The 18,562-nt window shown below is 73.5% G+C and carries 12 protein-coding genes; 7 read left to right on the top strand and 5 right to left on the bottom strand.

The features are described 5' to 3' along the window. The first annotated feature begins 16 nt into the window (after positions 1-16). Positions 17-2,365: a pyruvate dehydrogenase gene (locus tag ACGFI2_RS01405; RefSeq protein WP_393508780.1), complete on the top strand. Its 2,349-nt coding sequence runs from the start codon at positions 17-19 to the stop codon at positions 2,363-2,365. Position 2,366: 1 nt separating this feature from the next. Here ACGFI2_RS01405 and ACGFI2_RS01400 read toward each other — a convergent pair whose 3' ends face one another. The 3 genes from ACGFI2_RS01400 to ACGFI2_RS01390 are packed head-to-tail and all read right to left on the bottom strand — an operon-like array spanning position 2,367 to position 7,068. Next, complete coding sequence (locus tag ACGFI2_RS01400) at positions 2,367-3,974, bottom strand: metallophosphoesterase (protein WP_393508777.1); 1,608 nt, start codon at positions 3,972-3,974, stop codon at positions 2,367-2,369. A 52-nt stretch (positions 3,975-4,026) separates the two neighbouring features. Next, positions 4,027-5,202: a PQQ-dependent sugar dehydrogenase gene (locus tag ACGFI2_RS01395; RefSeq protein WP_393508774.1), complete on the bottom strand. Its 1,176-nt coding sequence runs from the start codon at positions 5,200-5,202 to the stop codon at positions 4,027-4,029. A gap of 57 nt (positions 5,203-5,259) precedes the next feature. Continuing rightward, positions 5,260-7,068, bottom strand: a complete 1,809-nt coding sequence (locus ACGFI2_RS01390; RefSeq protein WP_393508771.1) for a SpoIIE family protein phosphatase — start codon at positions 7,066-7,068, stop codon at positions 5,260-5,262. Positions 7,069-7,209: 141 nt separating this feature from the next. On the opposite strand from ACGFI2_RS01390, the gene ACGFI2_RS01385 reads away from it, so the two are divergent. After that, positions 7,210-8,136 carry a 2-hydroxyacid dehydrogenase gene (locus tag ACGFI2_RS01385; protein WP_393508769.1) on the top strand — a complete coding sequence of 309 codons (927 nt, stop codon included), beginning with the start codon at positions 7,210-7,212 and terminating at the stop codon, positions 8,134-8,136. Here ACGFI2_RS01385 and ACGFI2_RS01380 read toward each other — a convergent pair. Further along, positions 8,130-8,540: a PH domain-containing protein gene (locus tag ACGFI2_RS01380; protein ID WP_393508766.1), complete on the bottom strand. Its 411-nt coding sequence runs from the start codon at positions 8,538-8,540 to the stop codon at positions 8,130-8,132. The two genes, ACGFI2_RS01385 and ACGFI2_RS01380, sit on opposite strands and share 7 nt — an antisense overlap. Positions 8,541-9,082: 542 nt before the next feature. Here ACGFI2_RS01380 and ACGFI2_RS01375 point away from each other — a divergent pair. Continuing rightward, positions 9,083-11,410, top strand: coding sequence for a putative bifunctional diguanylate cyclase/phosphodiesterase (locus ACGFI2_RS01375; RefSeq protein WP_393508763.1), 2,328 nt, complete (start codon positions 9,083-9,085; stop codon positions 11,408-11,410). 18 nt (positions 11,411-11,428) lie between these two features. Here ACGFI2_RS01375 and ACGFI2_RS01370 read toward each other — a convergent pair whose 3' ends face one another. After that, a complete protein-coding gene (locus ACGFI2_RS01370; protein ID WP_393508760.1) occupies positions 11,429-12,448 on the bottom strand; it encodes a LacI family DNA-binding transcriptional regulator in 1,020 nt (339 codons plus the stop codon). A 381-nt stretch (positions 12,449-12,829) separates the two neighbouring features. On the opposite strand from ACGFI2_RS01370, the gene ACGFI2_RS01365 reads away from it, so the two are divergent. The 4 genes from ACGFI2_RS01365 (at position 12,830) to ACGFI2_RS01350 (ending at position 18,540) form a co-directional block, all read left to right on the top strand. Next, positions 12,830-14,113: an ABC transporter substrate-binding protein gene (locus tag ACGFI2_RS01365; RefSeq protein WP_393508757.1), complete on the top strand. Its 1,284-nt coding sequence runs from the start codon at positions 12,830-12,832 to the stop codon at positions 14,111-14,113. Between the two features lie 82 nt (positions 14,114-14,195). Then, positions 14,196-15,209: a carbohydrate ABC transporter permease gene (locus ACGFI2_RS01360; protein ID WP_393508754.1), complete on the top strand. Its 1,014-nt coding sequence runs from the start codon at positions 14,196-14,198 to the stop codon at positions 15,207-15,209. Continuing rightward, complete coding sequence (locus tag ACGFI2_RS01355) at positions 15,206-16,093, top strand: carbohydrate ABC transporter permease (protein WP_393508751.1); 888 nt, start codon at positions 15,206-15,208, stop codon at positions 16,091-16,093. Before ACGFI2_RS01360 ends, ACGFI2_RS01355 begins: the two co-directional genes overlap by 4 nt. Then, positions 16,090-18,540, top strand: coding sequence for a glycoside hydrolase family 2 protein (locus ACGFI2_RS01350; RefSeq protein ID WP_393508748.1), 2,451 nt, complete (start codon positions 16,090-16,092; stop codon positions 18,538-18,540). Before ACGFI2_RS01355 ends, ACGFI2_RS01350 begins: the two co-directional genes overlap by 4 nt. Positions 18,541-18,562: the final 22 nt, after the last annotated feature.

The following is an 18,562-nucleotide window of genomic DNA, read 5'->3' as shown; positions in this document are numbered from 1 at the left end:
CCCGGATGGAGTCACCGTGAACGAGGACGTCCTCGACGAGATCCAGCGCCGGGTGCTCTGGCTCGCCACCCGCATCGTCGACGCCGCCAACCACGACCGGGACACCGGCGACGGCGTCAAGGTCGGCGGCCACCAGGCGTCGAGCGCCTCGCTGGTCACCGCGATGACCGCGCTCTGGTTCCAGCACCTCGACGCCGAGGACCGGGTCGCGGTGAAACCGCACGCCTCCCCGGTGTTCCACGCCATCCAGTACCTGCTCGGCAACCTGGACCGGTCCTACCTGCCGAGGCTGCGCGCCCGCGGCGGCCTCCAGTCGTACCCGTCGCGGACCAAGGACCCGGACCAGGTGGACTTCTCCACCGGCTCGGTCGGCCTGGGCGCCGCCGCGCCGCTGTTCGCCGCCGTCACCCGCCGCTACGTCGACGCGCACTTCGGCGAGCGGCCGCACTCCCGGTTCATCGCGCTGATCGGCGACGCCGAGCTGGACGAGGGCAACATCTGGGAGGCGGTCGCCGACCCGGCCACCACCGGGCTGGGCAACGTGATGTGGCTTGTCGACTTCAACCGGCAGTCGCTGGACCGGGTCGTGCCCGGCATCCGGATCAACCAGTGGCGGGGCCAGTTCGAGGCCGCCGGCTGGCACGTCGTCGAGGTCAAGTACGGCCGCAAGCTCGCCGAGGCGTACGCCCGGCCGGGCGGGGCGGCGTTGCGCGACTGGATCGACCTGATGCCGAACGAGCAGTACCAGTCGCTGTTCGGGCTGGCCGGGCCGGCCCTGCGCAAGCAGTTCCTGGACGGCGCGCCGGCCGAGGTGGCCGCGTTCGTCGCCGACATCGCCGACGACGAGCTGGGTCCGCTCGTCACCGACCTGGGCGGGCACGACGCCCAGGCGATGCTGGACGCGTACGCCCAGTGCGACGCGGTGACCGACCGGCCCAGCGTGGTCTTCGCCTACACGGTCAAGGGCTGGGGCCTGCCCATCGCCGGCAACCCGCGCAACCACTCGGCGCTGCTCAGCACCGAGCAGGTGGACGCGCTGCGGGCCGCGAACGGCCTGACCGCGGAGACCGAGTGGGACCGCCTCGACCCGGCGTCGGCGGCCGGCATCCGGGCCGGCGAGCGCCGGGAGGCGCTGTCCCGCGCGCCGCGCGAGCGGGCGCTCGGCGTCACCGTTCCGGAAACCACCCGGGTACGCGCGAACAAGCCGGTCTCCACCCAGGAGGTGTTCGGCCGGGTGCTGGTCGACCTGGCCCGCGACCCGCAGGTGGCGCCGTACCTGGTGACCACCGCGCCGGACGTGGCCACCTCCACCAACCTGGCCGGGTTCATCAACAAGACCGGTGTGTTCGCGCCCACCGAGCAGCGGTCCTGGACCGAGGACCGGATGCTGCGCTGGACGGAGAGCCCCGCCGGGCAGCACATCGAGCTGGGCATCTCCGAGATGAACCTGTTCCTGCTGCTGGGCCAGCTCGGCCTGTCGTGGGACCTGTCCGGCCAGCCGCTGCTGCCGGTCGGCACGGTCTACGACCCGTTCGTGCTGCGCGGGCTGGACGCGTTCCTCTACGGCACCTACTCGGGCTCCCGGTTCGTGGTGGCCGGCACCCCGTCCGGCATCACGCTGGCCCCCGAGGGCGGCGCGCACCAGTCCACCATCACCGCCTCGGTCGGCTTGGAGCTGCCCGGGGTGACGTTCCTGGAGCCCGCGTACGCCGGCAGCCTCGACTGGCTGCTCTGCGACGCGCTCGGGCAGATCGCCGGCGGCGGCGCGCCGGCCGCCACCGCCGCGCCGGCCGAGGACGGGGCGTACTACTTCCGGCTGAGCACCCGGCCGATCGACCAGGCCCCGTTCGAGGCGGCCCGGGCCCGGCTCGGCGACGCGGTGCTGCGCCGGCAGGTGGTGGCCGGGGCGTACCGGCTGGTCGACGCGCACCAGGCGTACCCCGAGCTGGCGGACGCGCCGGTGGTGCAGCTCGCCGCCTCCGGCGCGGTGCTGCCGGAGGTGCTGGCCGCCGCCGCGGAGCTGGCGGAGGAGGGCGTCGCGGCGCACGTGGTCGACGTGACCAGCCTGGACCGGCTCTACCGGGCGTGGCAGCGGACGCTGCGCCAGGGCGTGCGGACCGCCACCGTGCCGAGCGTGCCCGGCGCGCTGCGGTCGGCGTTCGTCGACCGGGTGCCGGTGGTCACCGTGCACGACGCGGCCTCGCACGCGATGGCCTGGTTGGGCTCGGCGGTCGGGGCGCCGGCGGTGCCGCTCGGCGTGGACGAGTTCGGCCAGTCCGGCACCGTCCGGGAGCTGTACGAACTGCACGACCTGCTGCCCGGCAGCATCGTCAACGCCGCGCTGGCCGCGCTCGCCCTGCGCTGACTCAGCTGGAGGTCGGGGCCGGGGTCGCGCTCGTCGAGGGCGACTCCGGCGCCCCGCGCGTCGGCGTCGGGGTGACCGGCACCTCGTCGCCCTTGGTCGGGTCCCGGATCACGTGCCGCTCCAGGTTGACCTGCGACTGACCGGTGCCGCCCACGGTGATCTCGTCGTACGCCTGGAGCAGCTTCTGCTGGTCGAAGTAGAGCACCGTCATGGTCAGCGGGGTGGGTTTCTCGCCCTCCAGCCCACGCAGCCCGGCCCCGCCGGTCGAACCCTCCACCATCAACGTCGTCGGCTGCCGGCCCGGCGCCTGCGGCAGCTTCGACACCTGCCGGGCATGGGTGTGCCCGGCGAGCACCAGCGGGCAGGCTCCGGAGAGCGGCCCGGCCGACGCCGGGTCGTGCACCAGCGCGATGTCCACCTTCCGGGGCGACTTCCCGATCGTGGTGGCGAGCTGCTCGCCGGCGCCGATCACCTGGTCGGCGACCGCCGAGGTGAGGCCGCTGCCGGCCGGTGAGGTCTCCTTGTCCGGGGTGAACCGGGGGTCGCCGATGCCGGCGATGGTCAACCCGGCCACGGTCGTGGTCGAGTTGTTCAGCACGACGGCGTTCGGCTGCTGGGCCACCGCCGCGGCCGTACGCGGCGAGTCGTGGTTGCCCCGGATGAACACGTAGGGCTTCTTGAGCAGGCCGACCGAGCCGACGAAGGACGCCTCCGGTTCGCTGCCCCAGTCGGTCATGTCGCCGGTGTCGATCACCACGTCGATGCCGAACTGCTCGACCACCGTGCGGATCAACTGCCACCCGGTCGGGTTGAGGTGCATGTCGGAGACGTGCAGCACCCGGGTGGTGCCGGGGGACGGCTGCACCACCGGCAGCGCGGAGACCGTGGTGTAGAGCTTGCTGACGTTGCCGACCAGCCGCTGCAACTGCTCGGCGTACTTGGTGTAGTCGTTGGCGATCCGCCGCGCGTCACCCACGATCGCGGGCGCGTTGACCAGCAGGCCCTCGTACCTCGGTTCCTCGATCGCCTGCGGTCGGAGGGTGGCGGCGGCCAGGCCGAGGCTGCCGCCGGTGACGGCCAGCGCCAGCCCGCCCGCCCAGGCGGTGCGCCGGACGTCGCGGAAGACGAGCCCGGCCAGGATCAGGGTGGCCAGCACCGCCGAGGCGAGCGTCTTCAAGCCGAGGCGCATCACGCCGTCGCGGACGTCCTGCACCGCCGACTGGCTGGCCCGGCTGATGCTCGCCGGGTCGTCGATCAGCGCCTCGGTGCGCCCCTGGTCCAGCGAGCCCACCTCGACGGTCAGGTACGCCGGCCCGTCGTGGCTGTTCAGCAGCAGCGCGCCCAGCGGCGGGATGTCGACGGTGGTGCCGCCGGTCAGCGACGGGCTGAGTTTGAGTTCCGCCCGGAACGGCCCGATGTCGGTGCCGACGTGACCGCCGGCGTACGTGCCGACCACGATGCCGCCCAGGGTGACCGCGAGCAGGGCCAGCACCACACCGACCCGGCGCAGCCGGTGGCCGGGCCGCCACGCGGTGAGGCGGTGGACGCGCCCGGTCTCCGGTGACGTCCGGTCCCCGGCGCGCTGCTCTTCGTTCTCCTGGCCGTCCATGCTGAGATTCTGACCTGCCCAATGTGTGATCTTGGCAAACCCGCCGAGTGGATCAGCTCCGGCCGGCTCCGCCGTCCGCGAAGACCAGCCGCAGGATCCGGTCGTCCTCGGCGGCCGGCTTGCCCCGGCCGTCCCGGTTCGAGGTGCTCACCCAGATCGAGCCGTCCGGCGCCACGGCGGCGGCGCGCAGCCGACCGTACCGGCCGGTGAGCAGCTCGCGCGGCTGGCCCAGGACGGTCCCGTTGCCGGCCAGCTCGACCAGCCACAGCCGCTGCCCGCGCAGGCAGGCGGTGACCAGCAGCCGCTGCACCGCCGCCAGCCCGGAGCAGGACGCGTCGGCGGTGCGCCACTGCACGATCGGGTTCACGTAGCGCTTGTCGTCGCCGCGCCCCTCGATCTGCGGCCAACCGTAGTTGCCGCCCTGGTTGATCTGGTTGATCTCGTCCCAGGTGTTCTGGCCGAACTCCACGGCGTACATCCGCTTGTCCGGCATCCAGGCGAAGCCCTGCACGTTGCGGTGCCCCGACGACCACACCGGCGAACCGGCGGTCGGGTTGCCCGGTGCCGGCTTGCCGTCCGGCGTGATCCGCAGGATCTTGCCGCCGAGGCTCTTCGGGTCCTGCGCGTTCGCGGTCTGCCCGGCGTCCCCGGTGCTCACGTAGAGGAAGCCGTCCGGGCCGAAGCCCAACCCGCCGCCGTCGTGGTTGCCGGCCTTGGGGATGCCGGTGAGGATGGGCGTCGGCGGCTGGCCGAGCCGCAACTTCGCGACCCGGTTGTCGGCCTGCGCGGTGTAGTAGACGAAGACCGTGCGGTCGCGCGCGTAGCCCGGGGAGACGGCGATGCCGAGCAGGCCGCCCTCACCGCCGGACGCCACACCCGGCACCGTCTGCACCGGTCGCACGGCGAGCCCGTCCGGCCCGGACTCCGGGCCGACCTGGAGGATCCGCCCCTTGTCGCGCTCGGTGACCAGCGCCGCGCCGTCGGGCAGGAACGCGATCGCCCACGGCACCTCCAGGCCCTTCGCCAGCACGGTGGCCACCACCTGCTGGCCGGCCCCGCCGGGGCTGGCCGTGTTCGACGGCGTCGGCAGGTTGGGCGGCTCGCCCGCCGGGTCCGGCTCGGGCTCGCCGAGGGCGCATCCGGCGGTGCCCAGCAGCAGCGCCGCGCAGGACGCCGCCAACGCCGTCCGGAGGCGGCGAACACGGGGGTACGACAGACGCGGGCTCACCCGGCCCAGCCTAGCCGGACGAAACGGCGAACCGGGCGGGTCGGCGGCGTGGCGCGCTCAGGCGGCGCGCAGGGCGAGCACCGCGACGTCGTCCTCGTGGCGGTCGGCGGCGGTGAGCAGCCGATCGCAGAGGGCGACCAGTCCGACGGCGGGCCCGACCGCGGCGAGTCGCTCCAGCAGCTCCGCCTGACCCTCGTCGATCGGCTGGTCCCGGCGTTCGATCAGCCCGTCGGTGTGCAGCAGCAGCGTGTCGCCCGGGGCGAGGGTCAGCGTCCGGGCGGTGCGCCGGGGCGGGCGGGTCAGGCCGAGCAACGGGCCCCGTCCCTCCGCCACCGACACCGTGCCGTCGGCGCGGAGCAGCAGCGGCGGCGGGTGCCCGGCGTTGCACCAGCGGACCCGCAGCCCGCCGTCGTCCGGGCGGACCCGGGCCAGCACCGCGGTGGCGACCGTGGGCACCCGCAGTCCGCCGATGGCCCGGTCGAGGTTGGCCACCAGTTCCTCGACCGGGTCGTCCCGCCCGTACGCGTTGCCGCGGACCAGGTTGCGCAACTGGCCCATGGTGGCCGCGGCCTCGATGTCGTGGCCGGCGACGTCGCCGATCGCGGCGACCAGCTCGCCGTCGGGCTGGACGAAGGCGTCGTACCAGTCGCCACCGACCTCGACCCGGTCCGCCGCCGGCAGGTAACGGGCGGCCAGCTCGATCTTCGGCACCGTCGGCAGCACCGGCAGCATGCTGTGCTGGAGCACCTCCGCGACGTGCCGCTGCTCGCCGTAGAGCCGGCTGTTGCCGACCGCCTGACCGGCCCGTACGCCGATGTCCTGCGCGGTCCGCAGGTCGCTCGCGTCGAAGCCGCGCCGGCCGGGCCGGTTGACCAGCGTGACCGTGCCGATCACCCGGTCACCGCCGGCGGCGGTGATCGGCACGGTCAGGTGGGAGCTGATGCCGAGGCGGTCGGCCAGCGGCACCAGCTCCGGGCGGGTGGTGCCGCGCGCCACGTCCTCGATGCCGGCGGCGCCGCGCATCACCGGCCGGCCGGTGCGCAGCACCGACCGGATCAGCGACTCCGGGCCGAGCCCGGTGACCAGCAGCTGGGCGAAGCGGGTCAGGTCGGCGCCGCGCTCGGGGTCCCGGTGCGCGCCGGAGACGCCGCGCGGCCGGCCGGCCGGGTCGACAAGCGTGATGAGGCACCAGTCGGCGAGCAGCGGCACCATGGCGTGGGCGAGGCGGTCGACCGCGGTGGTCACGTCGAGCGTGCCGCCGAGCATCTCGCTCATCCCGGCCAGCATGGCGAGCCGGTCATGCGCCTCCTCGGCGCGGCGACGGGCCTGCTCGGAGCTGCGCACCGCGATCCGCAGCCGCAGCTCCGAGGAGCAGGCGGCGGCCAGGTCGGCGAGCGTCCGCAGCTGCTCCCCGGTCCAGGCCCGGGGCTTGCTGTCGATCGCGCAGAGCGAGCCGAGCACCCGCCCGTCCAAATCGGTCAGCGGCATCCCGGCGTACGCCACCACGCCCAGGTCCTCGATGGCGAGGTTCAGCCGCACGCGGGGGTAGAGGCGGGCGTCGGGCAGCACCATCGGCGCCTCGATGTCGACGACGTGCTGGCAGAACGAGTGGCTGAGCGGCGTCTCCCGACGGTCCGCCCAGGGCTGTGGCAGCCCGGTCTCGCCGGGGAAGAACTGGCGGTGAGCGTCGACCAGGGACACCAGCGCGACCGGCACGTCGAGCAGGTCGCCGACCAGGCGCGCGAACCGGTCGAACGCCTCGTCCGGCACCGCGTCGAGGCGGGTCTCGTCGAGGGAGCGCAGCCGGTCGGGATCGGTCAGCGCCGGCATCGGCGCCGCCTTCCGCTCCGGGTCGTCGTCGCTCATCGCTCCCCTGTCCGGTGCGTCGCGGCGCCGGTCGGCGTCCCGCCCTCGATTAAACCCTGTCGCACGTGTGTCCGACCGGTGGCGGGGCGTTCGTCACGGCCGACGCTGCGCCGAGCTGCGGTACGGATATCGTCGACAGTCGTGAAGGTATGGCTCCCGCACCCCGACGGCCGCCGGCTCCTCGGCGAGCTGCCACCCGACGTCACCGTGGAGGTGCTGGCGGATCCGGCCCGGCTCCCGTCGTCCCCGGCCGGGGTGCGGTTCTGGGTGCCGCCGTTCCTGTCCGGCCCGGACGCCGGCGCGCTCCTGGCCGAGCTGCCGGACGTCGAGGTGGTGCAGCTCCTCTCCGCCGGCGCGGACGCGTGGGTGGGACGGATGCCGGCCGGCGTGACGCTCTGCGACGCCCGGGGCGTGCACGACTCGGCCACCGCGGAGTGGGTGGTCGCCGCGATCCTGGCCGCGCTGCGCGGGTTCGCGCCGCTGGCCCGCGCCCAGGCCCGCCGGGAGTGGGCGTACGACGAGGTCGCCCCGACCGACGAGCTGGCCGGCAAGCGGGTGCTGATCGTCGGCGCCGGTTCGATCGGCACGGCGGTGCGGGCCCGGCTCGCCCCGTTCGAGGTGAGCTTCACCCTGGTCGCCCGCACGCCGCGCCCGGACGAGGGGGTGCACGGGGTGGCCGAGCTGCCCGCGCTGCTGCCCGCGGCGGACGTGGTGGTGCTGCTGGTGCCGCTGACCGAGCAGACCCGGGGCCTGGTCGACGAGCGTTTCCTCGCCGCGATGCCGGACGGCGCGCTGCTGGTGAACGCCGCGCGGGGGCCGGTGGCCCGCACTTCGGCGCTGGTCGCCGAGCTGGCGTCGGGGCGGCTGCGGGCCGCGTTGGACGTCACCGATCCGGAGCCGCTACCGGCCGACCATCCCCTGTGGGAGCTGCCGAACGTGCTGCTCACCCCGCACGTCGCCGGCTCGGTACGGGGCCTGCTGCCGCGCGCGTACCGGCTGGTGGGGGAGCAGCTGCGCCGCTTCGTGGCCGGCGCGGAGCTGGTGAACCGGGTGACGGACGGCTACTGACCGGCGTCGTCGCCGGAGCGCGCCGGCCCGGTGTCGTCGCCGGGCAGGTCCGGCCCGGTGGCGGCGACCAGCCGGGGCAGGTCGGTGGCGCGTACCGCCGGCAGCACCAGCACCTGACCGTCGTCGAGCCGGGCGACCGCCCGGCCGCGCGGATCCCCACCCAGCTCGACCACCCGGGTCCAGGGCACCCGCCGCTGCCCGACGAGGGCGCGCAGCCGCAGTTCCCGGGGATCGGCGTCGGTGCCGGCCCGCCAGGCCCAGGCCCCGACCGCGAGCGGGACGAGCAGCACCCAGAGGAGCCACCAGCGGGCGGTGGCCAGCGGCAGCGCGCCGATGAAGGCGACGATCGCGGCGGCCAGGACGGCCTGGTTGTGGCGGAAACGGACGGTGTCGGCGCGGCTCACCCTCCGATGATCGCATCCGCCCAGCTCAAGCTCCCCTCCGGGCGACCCGGCCTCCTTCCCGGGCGACCCGGGCGCCGGTGGCGACCGCGCGCGTCCGATCGCACCGCCACCTCGTCTGCCGAGACTCTCGCCGGCTGCCGAGACGGTCGCCGCCTGGCCCTCCGAGCCGGGCGCCCCGGCCCACCAGGTCGTTCGAGCAGCCTCCCGAGATCTTGGTACCGGACGGCCCCTCCAGGGGCCGTTTCGTACCAAGATCTCTTGTTGTCCCGGCTAATGGAACACGGATCCCGGTTGCTGGGAGTGAATCGGGTGGAGTGCCCGTGAGCGTTCGGCTCGTCAATTCGTGGGCGATGAGCGCGATGCTGGCTGCGGAGACGCGCGGGTCGTTTGTGACGCACGTCACTAGTCGTGTTGCGTAACCGGTTGCTTCCGGGATCGTTCTTAGGCATGGCCGCAGCGATCCCCGCCGTGCGGCCGTGACCGCCCCGACGACCCCGCACCGCAACCGCACCGCCCCGTGCCCCCTCACGAAGGCGACCGTCGTGCCCGTCACCCCTCCCGCCGGTCCCCGCCGGTGGCTCGCACCGCCCGACCTCGCCGTCTCGCTGGCCGGCGCGTTCTTCCTGCTGGCCGGCATCGCCGGGATCATGCCCGGCCCGGCGGCGGCCGCGCTCGCCGTCGCCGGCGGCTGCGCCCTCGCCTGCGTCCGGCTCGCCTGGCTGGCCGGCGTCCCACCCACGCCCTCCCCGCCGCCCCACGCCACCCTGGCGCCGGAGCGCCGTGCGCCGGAAGGACCGGCCGGCCGGGCGGGCGGGGCCGTGTCGGGCACGACGACCGGGCGACAGGCCCGCCGGGTCGCGTTGTCCCGCCGGGTCGCCGCGATCCTCGACGCCGCCGTCCTGGTCGCCGGGCTCACCGTCGCGGTGCTGCCGCTCAGCGATCCGGCGCACCGGTTGCCGGTCGCGCTGACCGGGCTCGGCCTGGCCGGGGCGCTGCACGCCACGGCCCTGCTCCGCCTGCCCGGCCGGTCCCGGCTGCCCGGCCGGGAGCGACTGCGCCGTAGCGTCGACGTGCTCGCCCTCGGCGTCAGCCTGGTCTTCGCCGGCTGGATGCTGATGCCCGCCGGTCCGGTGCCGCCGGCCGCGCTGATCGCCATCGTGGGCGGGGCGGTGACGCTGGCCGTGCTCGCCATCGCGGCGCTGGCCGAACGCCGCCGCCGGCCGGGTGCCGCGCGCTGCCACGCCGGGGCCGGCCTCACGCTGGGCGGGCTGGCCCTGCTCGTGGTGCTGCTGGCGTACGACGCCCCGGACCGGGCGTTGTCGGCCGTCGCGCCGCCGGTGCTGGCCGGGGCGTTGCTCACCGCGGCCGGCGCGCGGCGTACCTCGGCCGGCGAGCGACCGCACCACGGCGCCGCGCCGGCCGCCTGGCCGCGCCTCACCGCGCCCGCCGGCATCGCCGCCGTCGCCGCCGGGGTGCATCTGGGTACGGGGGGGAACTTCACCCCGGCGGCCATGGCCCTCGGGCTGTCGGTCATCCCGCCGATCATGGTGGGTGAGCTGCTCGCCGCCGCCGACCAGCGCCGCCGGGTCGAGCGCCTGGTCGCCAGCGAGGCGTGGCTGCGGCGTCTGGTCGGCGCGGACGGCGACACCGGTGAGCCGGCGCCGCTGACCCGGGCCGAGCTGGTCCGGGCGCTTCCCCTGCGCAGCGGCGGCGCGCTGCTCGTGGTGGACCTGCACGGCGACGACGTCGCGGCGCCGAACGGGCCGGTGCTGGCCGAGGTCGGGCGGCGGCTGCGCGCCGGATGCGGGCCGCACGACCTTCTCGCCCGGGTCGGTGACACCGGGTACGCCGTGCTCACCGACCTCGGACCGGTGCCCGCGTACGCGCTGGGCATCCGGCTGCTGGCGGCGCTCGGCGAGCCGTACCCCGGTCCGGGCGGTGCGGCCCGGATCCGGGTCAGCATCGGGTTGGCCGAGACCACCGGCGGCGACCCGGAGGACGTGTTGCGTCAGGCCGACCTGGCCCGGCGGCGGGCGGTGCAGCTCGGCCGGGACCGGGTCGAGTGGTACGACGCCTACCTGGAGGAGCAGCTGGTCCGCCGGCTCGACCTGGAGCGGGAGCTGCCCGGCGCGGTGGCCCGGGGCGAGCTGGACCTGGTCTACCAGCCGGTGGTGGCGCTGGCCGACCGGATGCCGGCGGGCACCGAGGCGCTGCTGCGCTGGCGCAGTCCGGTGCTGGGCACGGTGCTGCCGGCGGAGCTGCTGCCGGTGGCGACCGACCTCGACCTGCTGGGCGAGGTCGGGTGGTGGGTGGTGGACCGGGCCTGCCGGCAGCTCGCCGCCTGGTCGGAGGGGGGCCGCGAGCTGTGGATGGCGGTCAACGTCACCCCGCGGGAGCTGGCCGCGAAGGACTTCGTGGCGCGGACCGCGACCGCGCTGGCGGCGTACGACGTGCCGCCGGAGCGGCTGGTGGTGGAGGTGGCCGAGCCGGCGGTGGGGGCGGAGCTGTCCACCGTGGTGGCCCGGCTCGCCGGCCTGCGGTCGCTCGGCGTCCGCACCGCGCTTGACGACTTCCGGGCCGAGCACGCCTCGCTGGCCCAGCTTCGCCGGCTGCCGATCGACCTGCTCAAGGTCGGCCCGCACCTGGTCGCGCCGGGCGCCGACGGGCAGCGCCCGCTGATCGACGTGGTGGCGAACCTGGGTGACCGGCTGGGCGTGGAGGTGGTGGTGGAAGGGTTGGAGTCGGACGGTCAGGTGGCCGGGGCGCGGCGGGCCGGCTGCCGGTATGGGCAGGGCTTCGCGCTGGCCCGGCCGGCCACCGCGGAACGGGTCGAGGCGTGGTTCGAGGAGTTCCCCTCGGCGTCGAGGTGAGCGAGTTGCTTAACCGGTTCAGTGGACCCGTGGCGGCGCGGTGCTGCCGCGCGGGGTGAGGTGGGCGGTCTCGTCCTGCACGACGGTCACCTCCTCGCCGGCGATCACCGCGAGGAGCCGGCGGGCGGCGTGCGCGCCGTACGCCGGGATGTCCCGGCCCAGCGCGGTCAGCGGCGGGTGCACGAGCTGGCAGAGCGGTGAGTCGTCCCAGGCCACGATGGACAGGTCGCCGGGAACGGCGAGCCCCATCTCCTGAGCCACGGAAAGGCCGGCGATCGCCATCACGTCGTTGTCGTAGATCACCGCGGTCGGGCGTCTGGCGGAGCTGAGCAGCCGGCGGGTGGCCCGCGCGCCCTCCTCGCCGGTGTAGTCGGACCAGACCGTGCTCGCCTCGTCCAGCCCGAGCCGCCGGCACACGTCGGTGAACGCGTCGGTGCGGATCTCGGTGTGCAGCAGCGAGGGCAGCCCGCCGACCCGGGCGATCCGCCGGTGCCCGAGCGCGACCAGGTATTCCACCGTCTCGACCAGGGCCGCCGCGTCGTCGGACCAGACGCTGGCCAGGCTGCCGGTGTGCCCCGGGCCGCCGATGACCACGGCGGGCAGTTGCAGCTCCTCCAGCGCGGGCACCCGCCGGTCGTCGGTACGCAGGTCGCAGACGAAGACGCCGTCCACCCGGCGCTCGGCCCACCACCGCCGGTAGACCGCGATCTCGGCCTCCTGGTCGGTGACCACCTGGAGGGTCAGCGCGTACGAGCGGGCCGACAGCTCGGACTCGACGCCGCTGATCAGCTCCATGAAGAACGGCTCGATGCCGAGTATCCGGGCGGGCCGGCACAGCGCCAGGCCGACCGCCTTGGCGGTGGCGCCGGAGAGCGCCCGGGCGGCGCTGCTGGGGCTGAACCCGATCTCGGCGGCGATCGCCAGGATGCGCTGGCGGGTCGCCTCGGAGACGCCGGGCTGTCCGTTCAGCGCGTACGACACCGCGCCCTTGGAGACCCCGGCGCGCCGGGCGACGTCGGCGATGGTCGGCCGCTTCACCGAAGCGTTCCTCCACTGTGTCCGGCCCTCGCGGGCGCTTCCCGACCGGCGGTGGCCGGCGGCTGTGACGCTACTGCACCCGGCCCGCCGCCCGGTCGGCACGGCAGTGTGCCGGCGACTGAACCGCACAGTTGGTCACTTGTGCGGTTCAGCGTACGGCCAGCCTCGTTCCTGCCCACACCCGTCCGCTCTCGAAACTGCTCCGGAAAGCGCTCCACCACGCATGGTCGCGCTCCCACCGAGGCCCGAAGGTTACCGGACGGCCTCGCTGTTGACCGGCCGTTGACAGTGCAGGGGGTGAACCGTACGGTGGCCTCACTTATCCGGTTCAGTCAACGTCTCTCGATATCGGGAGCGTTCCCATTCGGCGCGGAGGATGACATGAAACGGTCCTGGACGCACTGGGCGCGCACGGCCGCCGTCGGTGCCGTCAGCCTGGTCATGATCGCCGCCTGTAGCGGCAGGAGCACCACCGGCGGCTCGGACGCGGCCGACGGTCAGGTCACGTTGAAGATCAATTTCTGGGGCGACTTCGGCCTCCAGGACCTCAAGACCAAGTACGAGGCCGAGCACAAGAACGTCAAGATCCAGCTCAACTCGGGCGAGTACAACGCCCAGCACGAGGACCTGCAGAAGAAGCTCGTCGCCGGCAACGGCGCGCCGGACATCGCGGCGATCGACGAGGGCTTCATGGTCCAGTTCCGCAGCCAGTCCGACAAGTTCGTCAACCTGCTCGACAAGGGCGCGGGCTCCTACGAGAGCAAGTATCTGCCCTGGAAGTGGAAGCAGTCGCTGTCGGCCGACGGCAAGACGCAGATCGGCCTCGGCACCGACGTCGGCGGCCTGGCCATGTGCTACCGCACCGACCTGTTCAAGGCCGCCGGCCTGCCCACCGAGCGTGACCAGGTCTCCGCGCTCTGGCCCACCTGGGACAGGTTCATCGAGGTCGGCCAGCAGTACACCGGCAAGACCAAGAAGAAGTTCATCGACGCCGGCACCAACCTGTTCAACCCGGTCCTCGGACAGCAGCAGGTCGGCTTCTACAACGACCAGGAGCAGCTCCAGATGGACGGCGGCCCGAAGGTCGCCTTCGACTACACGGTCAAGGCCGTCGACGCCGGGCTCTCCGCCAACCTGGTCAGCTTCCAGGCCGACTGGGACAAGGGCTTCACCAGCGGCGCGTTCGCGGTGCTCGCCTGCCCGGCGTGGATGCTCGGCCACATCAAGGACACCGCGCCCGGCACCCAGGGCAAGTGGGACATCGCCGCGGTCCCCGGAGGCGGCGGCAACTGGGGCGGCTCGTTCCTGACCATCCCCAAGCAGGGCAAGAACGTCGACGAGGCGTACAAGCTGCTGGAGTGGCTGGTCGCGCCGGAACAGCAGATCGAGATCTTCAAGAAGGTCGGCAACCTGCCGTCGCAGCCGGCGCTCTACGCCGACCCGGCCATCGCCGACTTCAAGAACCCGTTCTTCAACGACGCCCCGGTCGGCCAGATCTTCCCGAAGATGGCGCAGGGCCTCACCCCGCAGTACCTGGGGAAGAAGAACGGCCCGACCCGGGTCGCGGTGGAGAACGTGATCCGGCGGGTGGAGAACAAGTCGCTGAAGCCGGACGCCGCCTGGAGCGAGGCGGTCAAGCAGGCCGACAAGGCCGCCAAGTCCTGACGCGCCACCGGCGCCGGAGCGGGACCCGACCCGCTCCGGCGCCGTCGTACCCGTCCACCCTCCTCGGCTCTGGAGTGATCCGATGTCCAGCACCCGTGCCGCGCCCGCGCCGCCGAGCCGCCGACCCGCGCCGGAGCGCGGCCGACCCGGGGCCGACGAGCGGCGGCTGACCTGGCGCAACCGGCTGTACCGCTTCGACATGCGCTACATGCCGTACCTCATGATCGCGCCGTTCTTCCTGCTCTTCCTCGTGTTCGGACTCTTCCCGCTGCTGTTCAACGCGGTGGTCTCGCTGCGCAACTACCGCCTCGACGACCCGACGCTGCCCTACTGGGCGGGGTTCGCGAACTTCAGCCGGCTCTTCGCCGACGAGGACTTCTGGAACGCGCTCTACAACACGTTCGGCATCTTCCTGCTCTCCACCGTGCCGCAGCTGCTGCTCGCCCTGCTGGTCGCCTCGCTGCTCAACCGGCGGCTGCGGGCGCAGACCTGGTGGCGGGTCGGCGTGCTGCTGCCGTACGTGACGCCGATCGTGGCCTCCACCATGGTGTTCAGCGTCTTCTTCTCCCGCGACTTCGGCATGGCCAACTGGGTTCTCGGGCTGTTCGGCATCGGCGGCGCGGACGCCCCGATCGACTGGCGGGCCGACAAGACGCACGCCTGGATCGCCATCGCCACCATGGTCAACTGGAAGTGGATCGGCTACAACGCGCTGCTCTACCTGGCCGCCATGCAGTCCATCCCGCGCGACGTCTACGAGGCGTCGGCGATCGACGGCGCCGGCCAGTGGAAACAGCTCTGGCGGATCACCGTCCCGATGATCCAGCCGGTGGTGGTGTTCACCGTGATCCTCTCCACCATCGGCGGGTTGCAGCTGTTCACCGAGCCGATGCTCTTCGACCCGAACGCCCAGGCGGCCACCGGCGGGCCGAACGGCGAGTGGCAGACCATCGCCCAGCTCATCTACAAGGTCGGCTGGAAGGACCTCAACCTCGGTTACGCCGCCGCCATGTCCTGGGCCCTGTTCCTGATCGTCCTGGTCGTCGCCGGCCTGAACTACCTGCTGACGAACCGACTGTCCGGAGGTCGTAAATGAGTGCCGTCGCCTCCCCGCCGCTCCGCCGCAAGCGACGCCCCATCGCCCGTGCCCCGCAGGAGACCCCGGCCGGCCTCTGGACCTACCTGCTCCTCGCGGTCAGCATGCTCTTCGCCGCGTTCCCGCTCTACTGGATGTTCGTCATCGCCACCAGCAACGACGAGGCGCTGGCGAAGCTGCCACCGGCGGTCGTCCCGGGCGACCGGTTCCTGACCAACGTCGACGAGGTCTTCTCACTCCAGGACGTCTACTTCGCCGCCTCGCTTGTCAACAGCGTCATCGTGTCGACCGTGGTGACCGCCTCGGTGCTGTTCTTCTGCTCGCTGGCCGGGTTCGCGTTCGCCAAGCTGCGCTTCAAGGGCAGCAAGGCGCTGATGCTCTTCGTGGTGCTCACGCTGACCGTGCCGAACCAGCTCGGCATCGTGGCGCTCTACATCGTGATGGGCAAGCTCGGCTGGAACGGCACCCTGCTCGCGGTCATCGCGCCCGGCCTGGTCACCGCGTTCGGCGTGTTCTACATGCGGCAGTTCATCGTGAACACCGTCCCCGACGAGCTGGTCGAGTCGGCCCGGGTCGACGGCGCCACGACCATGCGGGTGTACGCCACCATCGTGCTGCCCGCGATCCGCCCGGCCCTCGCGGTGCTCGGCCTGCTCACGTTCGTGGCCACCTGGAACGACTTCCAGTGGCCGCTGATCACGCTGAGCGGCACCGACTTCCCCACCTCCATGGTGGCGGTCTCCGACCTGGCCAGCGGCAACTATGTGATCTACCGGCGGGTGCTGGCCGGCGCGTTCATCGCCACCATCCCGCTGCTGCTCATGCTGTTCATCGGTGGACGTCAGATCGTCCGCGGAATCATGGAAGGCGCGGTGAAGTCGTGAGCCGTTGCACGCTGCTGCACGAGGGCTGGACGCTGCGGGCCGAACCCGGCCCGCAGGTGCCGCCGGAGATCGCCGGTACATCGGTGCCGGCAACCGTGCCCGGGTGCGTACACACCGACCTGCTGGCGGCCGGCCTCATCCCCGACCCGTACCTCGACGACAACGAGAACCGGCTCACCTGGATCGGGCGCACCGACTGGCGCTACGAGAACACCTTCGAGTGGCAACCCGGCGACGGCGCGGACCGGGTCGACCTGGCCTGCGCCGGCCTGGACACGGTCGCCACGATCACGCTCAACGGTGTCGAGGCGGGGCGCACCGAGAACCAGCACCGCTCCTACCGGTTCGACGTCCGGTCGCTGTTGCGCCCGGGCAAGAACACCCTGGCCGTACGCTTCGCCTCGCCCTACCGCTACGCCGAGGCGCACCGGGACCGGCTCGGCGACCGGCCCAACGCGTACCCGGAGCCGTTCCACTTCATCCGCAAGACCGCCTGCAACTTCGGCTGGGACTGGGGACCGACCGTGGTCACCGCCGGCATCTGGCAGCGGATCGGGCTGCACGCCTGGTCCACCGCCCGGCTCGCGTCGGTCCGGCCGCTGGTCACGGTGTCCGACGGCGCCGGCCGGGTGGAGCTGCACGTCCACGTCGAGCGGGCCGGCGACGAGCCGCTGACCGTACGCGCCACCGTCGCCGGCGTCGCCGCCGACGTCACCGTGCCGGCGGGGGAGCGGGCCGCCGTCCTCACGCTCACCGTGCCGGACCCGGCGCTGTGGTGGCCGGTCGGGTACGGCGACCAGCCGCTGCACGACCTCGACGTCACCCTGCACGCCGCCGACGGCCGGGAGCTGGACACCGCCTCCCGCCGGGTCGGCTTCCGCTCGGTCCGGCTGGACACCACGCCCGACGCCCACGGCACCCCGTTCACGCTGCACGTCAACGACGTGCCGATCTTCGTCAGGGGCGTCAACTGGATCCCCGACGACGCGTTCCCCAACCGGGTCACCCGGGCCCGCCTCGGCGAACGGTTCGGTCAGGCGGTCGGGGCGAACATCAACCTGCTGCGGATCTGGGGCGGCGGCCGCTACGAGTCGGACGACTTCTACCAACTGGCCGACGAACTCGGGCTGCTGGTGCAGCAGGACTTCCTGTTCGCCTGCGCGGCCTACCCCGAGGAGGAGCCGTTCCGCACCGAGGTCGAGGCGGAGGCGCGGGAACAGGTGGCCCGCCTCGCCGGCCACCCGTCGCTGGTGCTCTGGACCGGCAACAACGAGAACATCTGGGGCTGGCACGACTGGGACTGGCAGGAGCCGCTCGCCGGCCGCACCTGGGGGCGCGGCTACTACCTGGAGATGCTGCCCGCGATCGTCGGCGAGCTGGACCCGACCGTCCCCTACTGGCCGGGCAGCCCGTGGTCCGGCCGCGAGGACCTGCACCCCAACGACCCGGCGCACGGCACCATGCACATCTGGGACGTGTGGAACGACGACGACTACACCAAATATCGCGAGTACGTGCCGCGCTTCGTCGCCGAGTTCGGCTACCAGGCGCCACCCGCGTACGCGACGCTGCGCCGGGCCATCTCCGACGAGCCGCTGGCGCACGACTCGCCCGGCATGGCCCACCACCAGAAGGCGATGGACGGGGACGGCAAGCTCCGACGCGGGCTCGACGCCCACCTGCCGCCGCCCGCCGACTTCGACGACTGGCACTACCTCACCCAGCTCAACCAGGCCCGCGCCATCCAACTCGGTGTCGAGCACTTCCGCTCGCACCGGCCCATCTGCATGGGCACCATCGTCTGGCAGCTCAACGACTGCTGGCCGGTCACCTCCTGGGCCGCCGTCGACGGCGACGGCCGGCGCAAACCCCTGTGGTACGCGCTGCGCCGCGCCTACGCCGACCGGCTGCTCACCGTGCAGCCGCGCGACGGCGGGCTGGCACTGGTCGCGGTGAACGAGACCGCCGAGGCGTGGACCGTGCCGGCCACCGTCACCCGGCTCGCCCTCACCGGGGAGCCGAGGGCGAAGACCTCGGTAGACCTCGACGTCCCGGCGTACTCCTCGGTGGTGCTGGCGCTGCCGGCGGAGCTGGCGCGGCCGGACGACAGGCGCGCCGAACTGCTCGTCGCGGACGCCGGGGACGCCGCCGAGCGCGCGCTGTGGTTCTTCGCCGAGGACCGCGACGTGCGGTGGCCGACGGCGGAGTGGGACGCGACCGTCGAGTCGGCGGACGGCGGCCGGCGGGTCCGGGTGACCGCTCGGACCGTGCTGCGCGACCTGACGCTGTTCCCGGACCGCCTCGATCCGGCCGCGCAGGTGGACCGGGCGCTGGTGACGCTGCTGCCGGGGGAGAGCGTGACGTTCACCGTGCGCGCCACCCGCCCGCTCGACGCCGCCGCGCTCACCTCCCGACCGGTGCTGCGCTGCGTCAACGACCTCACCTGAGGCGGACGCCCATCTCCGTCGA

The sequence above is a fragment of the Micromonospora sp. NPDC049282 genome, assembly GCF_043197045.1.
Classification (GTDB): domain Bacteria; phylum Actinomycetota; class Actinomycetes; order Mycobacteriales; family Micromonosporaceae; genus Micromonospora.
This window is presented reverse-complemented; position numbering and strand designations above follow the sequence as displayed.

What these genes read in the sequence shown, in the direction of transcription:
- ACGFI2_RS01360 (WP_393508754.1), top strand. Translation starts at nt 14,196, where the DNA reads ATGTCCAGCACCCGTGCCGCGCCCGCGCCGCCGAGCCGCCGACCCGCG.
- ACGFI2_RS01355 (WP_393508751.1), top strand. Translation starts at nt 15,206, where the DNA reads ATGAGTGCCGTCGCCTCCCCGCCGCTCCGCCGCAAGCGACGCCCCATC.
- ACGFI2_RS01390 (WP_393508771.1), bottom strand. Translation starts at nt 7,068, where the DNA reads ATGAGCGACGACGACCCGGAGCGGAAGGCGGCGCCGATGCCGGCGCTG.
- ACGFI2_RS01400 (WP_393508777.1), bottom strand. Translation starts at nt 3,974, where the DNA reads ATGGACGGCCAGGAGAACGAAGAGCAGCGCGCCGGGGACCGGACGTCA.
- ACGFI2_RS01365 (WP_393508757.1), top strand. Translation starts at nt 12,830, where the DNA reads ATGAAACGGTCCTGGACGCACTGGGCGCGCACGGCCGCCGTCGGTGCC.